16 protein-coding genes are annotated in these 14,094 nt (G+C 51.5%); 8 read left to right on the top strand and 8 right to left on the bottom strand.

Annotated features, from left to right (window positions below; translation table 11 throughout):
• Positions 1-45 precede the first annotated feature (45 nt).
• From rph to ABXG94_RS15035, 4 genes are read left to right on the top strand one after another with little or no spacing between them, the layout of a single operon-like run.
• Positions 46-759, top strand: a complete 714-nt coding sequence (gene rph / locus ABXG94_RS15050; protein WP_353535580.1) for a ribonuclease PH — start codon at positions 46-48, stop codon at positions 757-759.
• Complete coding sequence (gene rdgB, locus ABXG94_RS15045; protein ID WP_353535578.1) at positions 756-1,367, top strand: RdgB/HAM1 family non-canonical purine NTP pyrophosphatase; 612 nt, start codon at positions 756-758, stop codon at positions 1,365-1,367. The genes rph and rdgB overlap by 4 nt, the downstream gene beginning before the upstream one ends.
• Entirely contained in the window at positions 1,360-2,517 is a 1,158-nt protein-coding gene (gene hemW / locus ABXG94_RS15040) for a radical SAM family heme chaperone HemW (protein WP_353535577.1), read from the top strand. The genes rdgB and hemW overlap by 8 nt, the downstream gene beginning before the upstream one ends.
• A gap of 4 nt (positions 2,518-2,521) precedes the next feature.
• Positions 2,522-2,875: a YbaN family protein gene (locus tag ABXG94_RS15035; protein ID WP_353535575.1), complete on the top strand. Its 354-nt coding sequence runs from the start codon at positions 2,522-2,524 to the stop codon at positions 2,873-2,875.
• A 55-nt stretch (positions 2,876-2,930) separates the two neighbouring features.
• On the opposite strand, the gene ABXG94_RS15030 is transcribed toward ABXG94_RS15035, so the two are convergent.
• The 7 genes from ABXG94_RS15030 to hemJ all read right to left on the bottom strand — a co-directional run bounded on the left by ABXG94_RS15030 (position 2,931) and on the right by hemJ (position 10,318).
• Positions 2,931-3,824 carry a ParB/RepB/Spo0J family partition protein gene (locus tag ABXG94_RS15030; protein WP_353535574.1) on the bottom strand — a complete coding sequence of 298 codons (894 nt, stop codon included), beginning with the start codon at positions 3,822-3,824 and terminating at the stop codon, positions 2,931-2,933.
• A gap of 20 nt (positions 3,825-3,844) precedes the next feature.
• A complete protein-coding gene (locus ABXG94_RS15025; RefSeq protein ID WP_353535572.1) occupies positions 3,845-4,654 on the bottom strand; it encodes a ParA family protein in 810 nt (269 codons plus the stop codon).
• Entirely contained in the window at positions 4,647-5,267 is a 621-nt protein-coding gene (rsmG, locus tag ABXG94_RS15020; protein ID WP_502901720.1) for a 16S rRNA (guanine(527)-N(7))-methyltransferase RsmG, read from the bottom strand. Before rsmG ends, ABXG94_RS15025 begins: the two co-directional genes overlap by 8 nt.
• A gap of 2 nt (positions 5,268-5,269) precedes the next feature.
• The gene (gene mnmG, locus ABXG94_RS15015; RefSeq protein ID WP_353535570.1) at positions 5,270-7,144 is read right to left on the bottom strand and encodes a tRNA uridine-5-carboxymethylaminomethyl(34) synthesis enzyme MnmG; all 1,875 of its coding nucleotides are present in this window, start codon (positions 7,142-7,144) and stop codon (positions 5,270-5,272) included.
• Positions 7,145-7,147: 3 nt separating this feature from the next.
• Complete coding sequence (gene mnmE, locus ABXG94_RS15010) at positions 7,148-8,446, bottom strand: tRNA uridine-5-carboxymethylaminomethyl(34) synthesis GTPase MnmE (RefSeq protein ID WP_353535569.1); 1,299 nt, start codon at positions 8,444-8,446, stop codon at positions 7,148-7,150.
• A gap of 6 nt (positions 8,447-8,452) precedes the next feature.
• A complete protein-coding gene (rho, locus tag ABXG94_RS15005; RefSeq protein WP_353535568.1) occupies positions 8,453-9,748 on the bottom strand; it encodes a transcription termination factor Rho in 1,296 nt (431 codons plus the stop codon).
• 120 nt (positions 9,749-9,868) lie between these two features.
• On the bottom strand, positions 9,869-10,318 hold the full coding sequence (gene hemJ, locus ABXG94_RS15000) for a protoporphyrinogen oxidase HemJ (protein WP_353535566.1): 450 nt from the start codon (positions 10,316-10,318) through the stop codon (positions 9,869-9,871).
• Between the two features lie 417 nt (positions 10,319-10,735).
• Here hemJ and ABXG94_RS14995 point away from each other — a divergent pair, with 417 nt between their 5' ends.
• From ABXG94_RS14995 to dnaQ, 4 genes are read left to right on the top strand one after another with little or no spacing between them, the layout of a single operon-like run.
• Positions 10,736-11,335, top strand: a complete 600-nt coding sequence (locus ABXG94_RS14995) for a Maf family protein (RefSeq protein ID WP_353535564.1) — start codon at positions 10,736-10,738, stop codon at positions 11,333-11,335.
• The gene (locus ABXG94_RS14990) at positions 11,332-12,165 is read left to right on the top strand and encodes a shikimate dehydrogenase (protein WP_353535562.1); all 834 of its coding nucleotides are present in this window, start codon (positions 11,332-11,334) and stop codon (positions 12,163-12,165) included. Before ABXG94_RS14995 ends, ABXG94_RS14990 begins: the two co-directional genes overlap by 4 nt.
• A complete protein-coding gene (gene coaE, locus ABXG94_RS14985) occupies positions 12,162-12,755 on the top strand; it encodes a dephospho-CoA kinase (protein WP_353535560.1) in 594 nt (197 codons plus the stop codon). The genes ABXG94_RS14990 and coaE overlap by 4 nt, the downstream gene beginning before the upstream one ends.
• Positions 12,748-13,482 carry a DNA polymerase III subunit epsilon gene (gene dnaQ / locus ABXG94_RS14980; RefSeq protein ID WP_353535559.1) on the top strand — a complete coding sequence of 245 codons (735 nt, stop codon included), beginning with the start codon at positions 12,748-12,750 and terminating at the stop codon, positions 13,480-13,482. The genes coaE and dnaQ overlap by 8 nt, the downstream gene beginning before the upstream one ends.
• 51 nt (positions 13,483-13,533) lie before the next feature.
• On the opposite strand, the gene secB is transcribed toward dnaQ, so the two are convergent.
• Complete coding sequence (gene secB, locus ABXG94_RS14975) at positions 13,534-14,046, bottom strand: protein-export chaperone SecB (protein ID WP_353535558.1); 513 nt, start codon at positions 14,044-14,046, stop codon at positions 13,534-13,536.
• Positions 14,047-14,094: the final 48 nt, after the last annotated feature.

Below are 14,094 nucleotides of genomic sequence, written 5' to 3'. Positions count from 1 at the left end.
TATCCCAGAGCCAACCTTTATTGCCTGAAATCAGAGGATACCCCCATGCGCCCATCAGGACGTCAGCTAAACGAAATGCGGTCGGTTTCGATCGAAACAAATGTCACCAAACACGCCGAAGGGTCTTGCCTGATCAAAATGGGCGACACCCATGTACTGTGCACCGCCTCCCTTGAATCACGCGTTCCTCCCTTTATCAAAGGCTCCGGCCTGGGTTGGGTCACCGCTGAATATGGCATGTTGCCCCGCTCCACCTCGTCTCGCATGCGGCGCGAGGCTGCCATGGGCAAACAAGGCGGCCGTACCGTTGAAATCCAGCGACTGATTGGCCGGTCCCTGCGTGCAGGCGTTGACCGTGTTGCCCTGGGCGAACGCCAAATCACTGTGGATTGCGATGTCATCCAAGCCGACGGCGGTACACGTTGCGCGTCGATCACTGGTGGTTGGGTTGCACTGCGCTTGGCTGTGAACAAATTGATGAAAACTGGCGACATCATCACCGACCCGCTGATCTCTCCGGTGGCGGCAATTTCCTGCGGCATCTATGCGGGCCAGCCTGTGCTTGACCTGGATTACCCAGAAGATTCCGAAGCCGGCGTGGATGGTAACTTCATCATGCTAGGCAACAAGAACCTGATCGAAGTGCAAATGAGCGCCGAAGGTTCTGTTTTTTCGCGTGACCAGATGAACCAACTGATGGATCTCGCGGATAAAGGCGTCGACGAACTGGCCGCCATGCAATTGGAAGCTGTCGGATGATTCGCAAATTCTCGGGCGACAAGCTGCTGGTTGCCACACACAACAAAGGCAAATTGACCGAGATCAGCGAAATCTTGGCTCCTCACGGCGTGACCGTCGTGGGGGCAGCAGACATGGATCTGCCAGAGCCAGAAGAGACCGAAGACACCTTTGTGGGCAACGCGCGTATCAAGGCGCATGCAGCGGCCAAGGCCACTGGCCTGCCCGCGCTGTCTGACGACAGTGGCATTACCATTGATGCATTGAATGGGGCGCCCGGCGTCTATACCGCCGATTGGGCCGAAACCGACAATGGCCGTGATTTCATGATGGCCATGACCCGTGCCAATGACGAAATAACCGCCGTGGGCCCTGACGCCCCACGCACAGCACAATTCCGCTGCACCTTGGTCATCGCTTGGCCCGACGGACACGACGAAGTGTTCGAAGGCGTGATGCCCGGATCCTTGACCTGGCCAATCCGCGGCGAAGGCGGGTTTGGCTATGACCCGATGTTTGTGCCCGAAGGGCTCGACATCACTTGTGCGCAAATGGACAAGGTCGAGAAAAACAAAATCAGTCACCGCGGTCGTGCGGTTGCACAGTTCTTGGCTGGCTGTTTTGGCTGAAGATTGGCAATCCGGGGGCTTTGGCCTGTATATCCATTGGCCCTTCTGTCAGGCCAAATGTCCCTATTGCGATTTCAACTCGCATGTGTCGCGCAAAATAGACCAATCAAGGTGGCTTAGAGCCTATTTAGCGGAAATTGATCGCGTTGGAAAATTGACCAAAGGACGTGTTTTGAACTCGGTTTTCTTTGGTGGCGGGACCCCGTCATTGATGGACCCAGACATCGTCGCATCCATCATTGAAAAGATCTACAGCACCTGGTCCACGGCCAATCGTCTTGAAATCACCCTCGAGGCCAATCCTGGCTCGGTCGAAGCCGGACGGTTTTTGGCCTATCAGCAAGGTGGCGTCAGCCGTATTTCGATGGGCATTCAGGCACTGAACGATCGCGACCTTCAGCGGCTTGGCCGAATACATTCTGTTGCCGAAGCCAAAGCCGCTTTTGATATCGCCCGCTCTACATTCGAACGGGTCAGCTTTGACCTGATCTATGCGCGCCAAGATCAAACCCTGTCTGACTGGCAAGCTGAACTACGCGAAGCGTTGTCGATGGCAATAGATCATCTCTCGCTCTACCAACTGACTATCGAAACAGGCACGGCCTTTGGTGACCGATATGCCAAAGGCAAATTGCGCGGCCTACCGCATGATGATCTGGCCGCCGATATGTATCAAGCCACAGGCGAAATTTGCGCCCAAGCGGGCTTGGAAGGCTATGAGGTCTCTAACTATGCCAAACCCGGCTCAGAAAGCATCCACAACAAAATCTACTGGCGTTATGGCGATTATGCCGGCATCGGACCCGGTGCCCACGCCCGACTAACTCTGGGTGGCCAGCGCTACGCCATTGAATGCTGGCGCAATCCGGACAAATGGCTTGATGCCGTAGATCAAGGCAGTGGCGAAAACGTTCAAAACCCAATTGCCCTACCGGACCAGGCGGATGAAATGATGATGATGGGACTGCGCCTGAATGACGGCGTCGATCTAAATCGCTGGAAGAAACTCTCTGGCCGCACTTTAAATTCCGGCACACTCACCCATTTGCAAGATATCGGCATGATTCACCAATCCGGTAATCATCTGTTTGCAACACAAGACGGGCGTATGGTGCTGAACACATTGTTGGCCCAGATATTGGTGGAATAACAATATGCAGTATATTTGGCTTTTACTTGGCCTAATCGCCCTGGCCTTTGGGCTCATTGGCGTCGTTTTACCGCTATTGCCCACTGTACCCTTTTTGCTGCTCGCAGCCTTCTTCTTTGCCCGCAGCTCAGAACGTTTACACAATTGGATGCTCCAACATCCCCAACTCGGTCCACCCATCATCGAATGGCAAGAGCGCGGCGCGATCAATCCAAAGGCCAAACGTCTGGCGACTTTATCCATTGTAATAGTATTTGGAATTTCACTTCTGATCGGCCTCGCGGTAAAGCTCTTGCTTATCCAAGCCATTACACTCAGCTGTGTTTTGCTGTTCATCTGGTCGCGCCCAAACGGTTAAACCAAGACAGCAAAAAGGCCGGAAATCCGGCCCATTTGACACTATTTCACCGCGACTACGTGGTGGTCAAGATCCGGCAAATCTCATCCAACTGATCCATATCCGCATACTTGATGGTGATTTGCCCGGATTCGCCACCAGGTTTATGGTCAATTGCAACCTTCATACCTAGGTTCGCAGACAAGTCACCTTCAAGCGCCTTGGTATCCGCATCCTTTACTGGGCGTGCCTTTTTAGGCTTGTCCAAGTCGCCAGAAGCAAACTTTTTAACCAGACTTTCAGTTTGCCGTACAGACAGGCCTTCTGAAACAATGCGCTTGGCAATTTCTTTGGCATGATCGGACGTAATCAACGCACGCGCATGTCCCGCGCTCAGCTGACCTTCCTCAAGCAAGCTCTGGATATCATCCGGCAAATTCAGCAGCCGCATCAAATTTGCAATGTGACTCCGGCTCTTGCCCAACGCTTTGGACAGCACCTCTTGCGTATGGCCAAACTTTTCCATCAAGGCCCGATAGCCCGCGGCTTCTTCAACCGGGTTCAGATCCGCACGCTGAATGTTTTCAATGATCGCGATCTCAAGAACTTCGGTATCATTGAACTCGCGGACAATAACAGGCAGCTCATGCAATTGCGCCATTTGCGAAGCCCGCCAGCGGCGTTCCCCCGCAACGATTTCGTAATTGCCCACATCACCCGGCTTCTCGCGCACGATCAAAGGTTGAATTACACCCTTTTCCCGAATCGAATTTGACAGATCCTCAAGGTGCTCAGCATCAAACCTGCGGCGGGGTTGATCAGGATTGGGCTGGATCTTTTCAATCGGCACCATCAGGTCCGCACGCGGGGCGCCACCTTGATCAACTGGTGCTGTTGTTTCATTTACATCTGCCATCAATGCAGAAAGACCACGACCCAATCCGCGAGATTTCATTCTGTTTTCTACCATGCCCAGCCTCCAAAAAAATATTAGGCGCTTACGCCAAGATGCTTATCCAACAGTTCCTGCGCCAATTGGCGATAGGCCACTGCACCCTTTGATGTTGGATCATACTGCAAAACGGGTTGCGCGAAAGACGGCGCTTCAGAAACCCTAACATTCCGTGGAATGCGCGTTTGAAACACCAACTCACCCAAATTTGTACGCGCATCTTCTTCGACCTGTTGCGACAGGTTATTGCGCGCATCAAACATTGTCAGAACCACACCCTCGACCCGCAGTTTCGGGTTGCCTGTCTGCCGGACTTCTCGAACGGTCAACATCAATTGCGACAAGCCTTCGAGCGCAAAAAACTCACTTTGCAACGGTATTAGCACCGAATGCGCGGCAATCATTGCATTGACCGTCAGTAAATTCAGCGAAGGCGGGCAATCGATCAGGATGTAATCCCAGTCAAATTCATCCATGGCTGGCTGTCGCAGCGCGTCATACAACAGGTAAGATCGCTTTTCATTGGCCATCAATTCGATATCGGCCGAACTTAAATCCACTGTCGCCGGTACAATCCCAAGCCCTTCTTGATCGACAAACTGGATAACGTCTTTTAAGTCCACGTCACCTAGCAATAGATCATAGGTTGTATACTTGCGGTTATCAGTTTCGATTCCCAAACCCGTTGACGCATTGCCCTGCGGATCAAGATCCACCAACAGTACGCGTACGCCCTCTTCGACAAGCGCAGCTGCAAGATTGATTGCAGTTGTTGTTTTCCCAACGCCGCCTTTTTGGTTTGCCACGGCTATTATCTTTGGCCCGCTTCCACGGATAGGATCAGACACGTGTTATTCCCTCGATCTTTAAGATAACCGAACCCTCTTGGGTTTCACTGTTAATAGCCTCATGGTTGAACTTCCACGATTTCTGCGCAAATTCCAACTCTTTTTTCCACTGATTTCCCTTGGGAAATAGCGCTACGCCGGTGGTTTTCAGATGTATCTCAGCAAAACCATTCAGTTTGTCCAAATCGGCCAGCGCACGCGCTGACAGTACATCAGCGTTTTGTGGTTCCGCCGATTCAATCCGCTTGGTGATAACTTCGGCCGATACCCCTGTTTCGCGCAGAACAGTTCTTAAAAAAGTACATTTTCGAATGTCACTTTCAATCATCGTGACCTGCCAGGGGCGTTTTTTTTCTGTATTTAGGATGGCAACTACCAATCCCGGAAACCCACCACCGCTACCAATATCAAGCCAATGACCTGCGATATCTGGTGACATTTTAAATAGCTGCGTGGAATCAAGTATATGCCTGTTCCAAAGATCCGCAATTGTGGACTTGGAAACAAGATTGATTTTGGGGTTCCACTTTTCTAGCAACTCAGCGAGTTTTTCCAATCGCTCTATTGTTTCACGTGAAACATCTAGACGCGCTTTTACGTTTTCTGGAACCACAATCAGGCGCTCCGTACTTCGCGTTGTCGCTGCCGTAACTTTGCCAACAAAAGAGTCAATGCTGCGGGTGTCATCCCATCAACCCGCGCAGCTTGCGCCAAATTCCCAGGTCTAGCTGCCGACAACTTCAACTTTAGTTCGTTCGAAAGCCCATCTATTTCCTCATAAACGAAATCAATTGGGATCTTTTGCGCTTCATCGCGGCGCATCGCGTCCACGTCTCGTTTCTGACGTTCAATATAGTTTGAGTAAAGTGCGTCTTTTGAAAGCTGAATCTGAATGTCACGATCCAACCCCGCAAATTCCTGATTCAATTTTTCGATATCTTCAATGTCAATGTCGGGAAATGCCAGCAATTGAAACCCAGACCGTTTGGTGCCATCATTATTAACTGCGATACCAACAGCTTGCGCCTGCTTCGGCGTATAGACTGAACCGTCCAATATGGCTCGCCCTGTATCCAATGCTTGTTGCTTTTCGTCAAACGCAGATTTCCGGGCGCGCCCAACCAAACCGAGCTGTATTCCAATGGGAGTCAGGCGTTGATCTGCATTGTCCGCGCGCAAAGACAAACGAAACTCTGCGCGTGATGTGAACATTCTATAGGGCTCAGAAACACCTCTTGTTATTAGATCGTCGACCATAACCCCAATATAGCTATCTGAGCGGCTGAAATAGTGCGGTTCCTCGCCGCGGGCATTTCGCGCAGCGTTCAGACCAGCAACCAGACCCTGTGCAGCAGCTTCTTCATAGCCTGTAGTGCCGTTAATTTGACCAGCAAGATAAAGCCCAGGTACGGACTGAACGGCCAAAGCTGCATCCAATGCGCGCGGATCAACATAGTCATACTCAATGGCGTAACCTGGTTGAATGATCTTAGCATCTTCTAGACCGAATATGGACCGGACATATTGATCCTGAATATCCACAGGTAGCGAAGTTGAAATTCCGTTGGGATATACCGTGTGATCATCCGCACCTTCGGGTTCAAGAAAGATCTGATGCGACGTTTTATCTGCGAATCTGACGACTTTATCTTCGATAGAAGGACAATATCGCGGACCAACACCATCTATGTGCCCGCCATACATCGCAGAACGATCTAGGTTCTTCTTGATAATGTCATGGGTCTTTTCATTAGTATGGGTGATCCCACAACTGATTTGCGGCGCGGTCACAGACTTTGAAAGGAATGAAAACAGCACTGGCTCCTCATCACCCGGCTGCATATCAAGCGCATCCCAGCGAATAGTACGGCCGTCCAGACGCGGCGGCGTGCCAGTCTTTAAGCGTCCAAGTTTCAGGCCAAACCCATCAATACGTTCCGCCAGCTTGACAGAAGGCTTATCACCCATCCGCCCACCTGGTTTGGAAACATCACCGATATGAATGACACCTCGCAAGAATGTGCCAGTCGTCAGAACCACCGATTTTGCTTGGATGTCAGTGCCATCTGAAAGTTGAACACCATAAACCGTGTCACCCTGCATTAAAAAATCGACAGCTTCGCCAACAATGATATCAAGGTTTTCGCAAGACTGCATTTCCGATAGCATTTCAGCACGATAGATTTTTCGATCCGCTTGGGCTCTGGGGCCTTGTACAGCGGGGCCCTTGCGTCGATTCAGCAATCTAAATTGAATGCCAGCCTTATCCGCAACCCGCGCCATCACCCCGTCAAGGGCATCGATCTCGCGCACCAAGTGACCCTTGCCAAGTCCGCCAATAGCTGGGTTGCATGACATTACGCCGATCCCGTCCATTGACAGCGTTACCAACGCTGTTTTGGCACCTGTGCGCGCAGCCGCATGGGCGGCGTCACACCCAGCGTGCCCACCACCAACAACAATGACATCAAAATGTTTCACGTGAAACACTCCTTACTTTCCGATGCAAAAACTCGAGAAGATTTCATCCAACAGGTTTTCAACATCAATGCGACCCACGATAGAATCCAAAGCCCGAATGGCCGTACGCAACTCTTCCGCAGCTATATCATAGTGATCAGACCCAAGCTGTAAAACCGACTTGGCGGATTTTAGGCTTTCATCTGCGCGCAACATGGCGAGCCGGTGCCGCTCCCGTGTGGCAATACCAGACCGGCCGGCCATCATCGCCAGCCGCTCGGTAACCTGTTCAATCAAACCAGAAAGTCCCAGCCCGGTTTTACCAGACACAGCGCCCGCCTTATCCTGCAAAGTGTCAGCCTTGGCTGTCACCACGATATCCTGCGCTTGAACTTCCAGTTCTGGCTCTTCGCCCTGCTCTACCAAAAACACTCGTAAATCTGCTTGCTGGGCACGTTCGATGGCACGCTTAATACCGATACCCTCGACGTGGTCCTCAGTTTCTCGCAATCCAGCGGTATCCAGCAACGTAACCGGCAGACCCGCAAGGTCCATTCGAACTTCGATCACATCGCGCGTTGTCCCGGCGTATTCCGATGTAATCGCCGCGTCTCGGCCTGCCAACGCATTCAGCAGAGTGGACTTTCCGACGTTTGGCGCACCAATAATCGCAACTTCAAATCCTGCTCTAATACGCTCAGCAGCCTCTACTCCGGTAATCTCTTGCTTCAGCTTGGCCGTCACATCAGACAAAAGCGCTGTGACTTCTGGCGTGACGTCAACCGGTACCTCTTCATCTGCAAAATCGATAGTGGCCTCTATCAAGGCTGCCGCACGGATCAGATCCTTACGCCATTGATCAGCAATCTTACCCAGATCGCCAGATAAGACGCGTAAGGCCTGTCGCCGCTGCGCTTCGGTTTCCGCATCAATCAGATCTGCCAGGCCTTCGACCTGCGCCAAATCAAGACAGCCATTTTCCAAAGCGCGACGGGTGAATTCTCCGGCCTCAGCCAAACGCAATGCCGGCATATCGCCAAGCGCACGCAAAACCGAATTTACCACAGCCACAGACCCGTGCAGATGCAGTTCTAAAACCTGTTCGCCGGTAAAACTATTCTTTTTTGGGAAATATAGAACCAACGCTTGGTCAAGGCGCAGCCCCTGCCCGTCTTTTAGCACGCGCAACGCCGCAAAGCGGGGTTTGGGCAAATCGCCAAACAACGCAGCCGCAACATCAGACACTGCAACACCGGACACGCGAACGACAGCGACCCCTGCTTTCCCAGGGGCCGTCGCCAAAGCAAAAATTGTATCTTGCACCATATCCATTGCGGATCAGGTGTTCATTGAATCAAAGAACTCGCCATTGGTCTTGGTTTGTTTGAGTTTTGAGATCAGGAATTCAACCGCATCTGTTGTGCCCATTGGGTTCAGAATGCGACGCAGGACAAAGGTTTTCTGCAGATCTTTTGGATCAACCAGCAAATCTTCTTTCCGGGTACCAGATTTCAAAATATCGATCGCCGGGAAGACGCGTTTGTCAGCCACTTTACGATCCAAAACAATCTCGCTGTTACCGGTGCCTTTGAATTCTTCAAAGATGACCTCATCCATACGAGAACCTGTGTCAATCAACGCCGTCGAGATAATGGTCAGTGAACCACCCTCTTCGATATTGCGCGCAGCACCAAAGAAACGCTTGGGGCGTTGCAGGGCATTTGCATCCACACCACCGGTCAAAACCTTACCAGAGGATGGCACAACTGTGTTGAATGCCCTACCAAGTCTTGTGATCGAATCAAGTAAAATCACAACATCTCGTTTATGTTCCACCAAGCGCTTGGCTTTTTCGATCACCATTTCTGACACGGCCACGTGGCGCGTTGCAGGCTCATCAAAAGTCGAAGAAACCACTTCGCCCTTAACTGACCGCTGCATATCGGTCACCTCTTCGGGGCGTTCATCGATCAGCAAAACAATCAGATAACACTCTGGATGATTGGCCTCGATCGAATGCGCGATGTTTTGCAATAAAACCGTTTTACCAGTCCGTGGCGGCGCAACAATCAACGACCGCTGCCCTTTCCCAATCGGGGAAACCAGGTCGATGATACGCGCGGACCGATCCTTGATGGTCGGGTCCTCGATTTCCATCTTCAGACGCTCGTCAGGATACAGCGGCGTCAAGTTATCAAAGGCGATCTTGTGCTTGGCTTTTTCCGGGCTTTCAAAGTTGATTGTGGCCACACCGGTCAAGGCAAAATAGCGTTCGTTTTCCTCTGGGGCCTTCATCACACCTGTAACCGTATCGCCGGTGCGCAAAGAAAATCTGCGGATCATATCAGGGCTGACATAAATATCATCTGGGCCCGGTAAATAGTTGGCCTCTGGCGAACGCAAAAACGCAAAACCGTCTTGCAGCACTTCCAACACACCATCGCCTGAAATTTCCCAACCCTCATCTGCACGCTCGCGCAGAATTTGGAACATGATCTCGCCTTTGCGCATGGTCGATGCATTTTCGATCTCAAGCTCTTCGGCGACGGCCAAAAGATCTTTGGGGCTCTTAGCCTTAAGATCAGACAACGCCAGCTTGATCACAGGTTCGATTTCAGGGGTAATCTCGGTCATACAGACACCTATTCAGCCCAATTCGGGCCGTTCATCAGTAATTTAAGTCGGAAAGCACATAGTCCGGACGGACCTGTTGAACGCTAAATAGGTGGATTCCCAAGCAAAGTCAATTTGATCTCAGAATTTCACTACAACCGAAATCACAATCAAAACCATCAGCGCTGTGGGCACTTCATTCATCATCCGAAAACGCCGTCCAGCAAGCTTATTTTCGCCGCGTTCAAAGATCTTGCGCTGGATCATCAGCCAATGATGAAACACTGTCATAGCGATCACGCCCAGCGCCTTTGTATAAGGCCACACAGCGCTCCAATCTACGATCCCCGGGGTGAACACCAACAACAAGCCAAACAGCCATGTGGCGACGCTTGCAGGGCCCATGATCAACCGCAACAGTTTGAATTCCATGATCTGTAGCGTTTGATCCAATTGATCGCCCTTGGTGGCCTGTTCAGCGTGATACACAAACAATCTGGGCAAATAGAATAGTCCGGCCATCCAGCTGATCACTGACATGATGTGAAAGGCTTTGGTCCAGGGATAAAGATTTGCAAGAATGTCAGACATGGTAAGATTCCTAGCGCTTTGCTCTCTCTCAAATAAATAAATATTTATAAGAAAGGAAGTTGATTAGGTAGGGAGGATCATTTCTGTGGATTATCGAGTTTTGCTGGGTTTTTCCACATCAGAGTCACCGGTGGGGAAATAATCTGGAAAATCAGTGCACAAGTTTTTTGTTATCTAAGTTAGCTTTATTTTCAAAGGTTTATTTGAATGTGTCAGAAATAAGGCTTGTGGATAACTCGGCGGATAGAATTCTGGTAAACCGATTCCACCACAGAACGACAGATATCCTCATCCCAAGGGGAAAACCGCCGTGAACGCTGGCACAAAAGCTGGGTTATCTACAGCTTGCACGTCCGGGCGATATCATCGACAACCTATCCGCAAGCTTCACTGTTTCTTATCCTCCGAGTTATCCACATGACCGCTCCTATACTTCTTGCGTCTGGTTCTGAAATCCGCGCCCAGCTGCTGAAAAATGCAGGGGTGCCCTTTCAGGTGATGACCGCCCCAGTAGACGAAGAAATGATCCGCCAAAGCCTGCAAGCCGAAGGCGCGCGCCCTCGTGACATCGCTGATTGCTTGGCAGAGGCCAAAGCCAAACGCGTAAGCGCCAAGCGTCCTGACGCTTTGGTGATTGGCTGTGATCAGGTTCTAGACTGCGACGGCACGGTATTCAGCAAGCCCAAAGACAAAGAACATGCCCGTCAGCAGTTGCTGCAATTGCGTCACAAGCGCCACACGCTTTTGTCTGCGGCGGTGATCTACGAAGCTGGCAAACCGGTGTGGCGACATGTCGGCATTGTTCGGCTTTTGATGCGTGATTTCTCCGATGATTTCCTAGATGACTATCTTGATCGCAACTGGGAGAAAATCCGCCACTGCGTCGGCGGCTATATGCTGGAAGAAGAAGGCGTACGGCTGTTCACCCGCGTGGATGGTGACTATTTTACGGTTCTAGGCATGCCACTTTTAGAAATTTTAGCCTATCTAACACTCCGAGGGGATTTACCACGATGACATTGCCTAAAATTCCTCTGGCCGCGGTGATCGGTGCGCCCATCGCGCATTCAAAGTCCCCCCAATTACATGGGTTTTGGCTGCGCAAATATGGCATTCCGGGCCATTATATCCCAATGGAAGTGTCGCCTGATAACTTGGAAACCGTGCTGCGCAATATGCATAAGATGGGTTTTGTCGGTGCAAATGTGACCGTTCCCCATAAAGAACGGGCTTTGGAAATTGCTGACCAAGTGACCGATCGTGCAACGCTGATTGGTGCGGCCAATACGTTGATTTTTCACGAAGACGGTAAAATTCTGGCAGACAATACAGACGGTTACGGCTTTATTGAAAACCTGCGCCAGAATGCACCTGATTGGGATCCGACATCTGGCCCTGCCGTGGTTCTTGGGGCAGGTGGTGCCGCGCGCGCTGTTGTGGCCTCGCTTTTGGATGTTGGGGTGCCGGAAATCTTGATTGCCAACCGCACGCGTGTGCGCGCAGAGCAATTGCGCGATGATTTTGGCGCCCGTTTGACCGTGATCGAATGGGTTCAAATCGGGAATGTCATGGAAAACGGCGCAACCGTGGTCAATACAACGTCGCTCGGCATGGCGGGCAAATCTGAACTGCGCGTGCCGCTTGATGGCTTGAACCCGGCGGCCTTGGTGACCGATCTGGTGTATAACCCAATGAAAACCCCGTTTCTGGCAGCAGCCGAAGCCAAAGGTTGCACCATTGTTGATGGGCTGGGCATGTTGCTGTATCAAGCCACCCCAGGATTTGAACGTTGGTTTGGCCCCAGACCCGAGGTGACCGAAGAGTTGCGGCAAGCGATCCTGGCATGACCTTCAAACTTGGTCTCACTGGCTCTATTGGCATGGGCAAATCCACAACGGCGCAGATGTTCGCCGAATTGGGTTGTGCGCTCTGGGATGCGGATGCAGCAGTGCATCGGATGTATGCAAGCGGTGGTGCCGCAGTTGCCCAGATCCAGGCCGCATTTCCCAGCGCAGTCCAAGACAACACGGTTTCGCGCGACGCCTTAAAGCAATTGATCCAGCAAGATCCGGCCGTGCTCAAAAAACTCGAAGCCATTGTGCATCCGCTGGTCGCCAAAGACCGCGCAGATTTTATCAAATCAACCACCAGCGATATTGTGGTGCTTGATATTCCTTTGCTGTTTGAACTTGGCTCAGAAAAGACGATGGATGCGGTTGTATGCGTCTCTATTCCAGCTGAAATCCAACAAAATCGGGTTTTAGAACGCGGTACAATGACGGCGCAGCAATTTGAAACCATCCGGGAAAACCAGATGTCAAATGATGACAAATGTGCCCGCTCTGATTACGTTGTCATCACCGATACTGTGGCGCATGCCAAGCAACAGGTGCAGCAGATCGTCAGTCAAATCAGAGGGCAATTGGCTCATGCGTGAGATTGTACTTGATACGGAAACCACTGGTTTTGAAGCCCAAGAGGGCGGCGACCGCATTGTTGAAATAGGCTGCGTAGAACTGTTCAATCACATGCCGACCGGTGAAACTTATCACGTCTATATCAACCCCGAACGTTCCATGCCGCAGGGGGCCTTTGACATTCACGGCATTGGCCCAGACCTGCTGCAACCGCCAAAAGAGCCAGAACCGGGCCAGGTCATTCTGCGCGACAAACCGGTTTTTGCCAAAGTTGGTCAATCGTTTGTGGATTTTGTCGGCGATGCCAAACTGGTGATTCACAACGCAGCGTTTGATATGAAATTTCTGAATTTCGAACTCAAACGCATGGGCTTGGCCGAATTACCGTGGGAACAGGCCTTGGATACGCTGGCGATTGCCCGCAAGCGGTTTCCCGGTTCGCCCGCATCGCTTGATGCCCTGTGCCGCCGTTTTAACATCGACAACAGCAACCGGACATTGCACGGCGCTTTGTTGGATTCTGAAATTCTGGCAGAGGTGTATTTAGAGCTGATTGGCGGACGCCAGCCGGATTTTGCACTGGCTTCGTCCTCCGGCAACTCAAATGGCAATTCCTCTGATGATGATTGGCGGGCACAGGCCCGCACCAAACCCCTGCCCTCGCGTTTGACCGCCGAAGAACAAAGTGCCCATGCGGCGTTTGTTGATAAAATGGGGGAAGAGGCGCTTTGGAAAAAGCTGTCTTAAGCCGGCAAGGCTTGCGGGCACCCACATGGAAATGCGGGTGCCGCTAAAATCTTAGGCGTCGAGTTTTTGCGCACCGTTTTGGGTCTGCGCGGCCTGACGACGGGCCAGCTCATTGCGGTACAATGCCACAAAATCAATGGTTTCCAGGTTCAGCGGCGGGAAACCACCGTCGCGGGTCACGTCAGATACAACGCGGCGCAGGAACGGGAAAATCATCCGTGGGCATTCGATCAACAGGAATGGGTGCAGCTGTTCGTCAGGAATACCTTCGATCGAGAAAATACCGACATAGTCGATTTCCAGCAAAAACAGCGTGTCTTCTGTGCCTTTGGCTTTGCTGGTGACTTTCAATTTGATCGCAGATTCAAACTGGTTGTCAGCCGCTCGTTTTTTGGCATCCAGATTGACCTGAACCTGCACGTCTGGCTGTACTTCGCCCTGAACGCCTTTTTGCGCCAGGATGTTTTCAAAAGACATGTCGCGAATATACTGCGTCAGTACATTCATCTTAATCTGGGGGGCTTGCGCGGCCTCTGGGGCTGCTGCGGCTTCGTTCTCAGCCATGGTATTCTCCAATGAATTCAAATTTTGCCGTTAGCCTTAACAGGTTGA

The organism is Cognatishimia sp. WU-CL00825 (genome assembly GCF_040364665.1).
In the GTDB taxonomy this organism is placed as follows: Bacteria; Pseudomonadota; Alphaproteobacteria; order Rhodobacterales; family Rhodobacteraceae; genus Cognatishimia.
The sequence above is the reverse complement of the archived record's forward strand: the minus strand, read 5'-3'. Positions and strand labels throughout refer to the sequence as shown.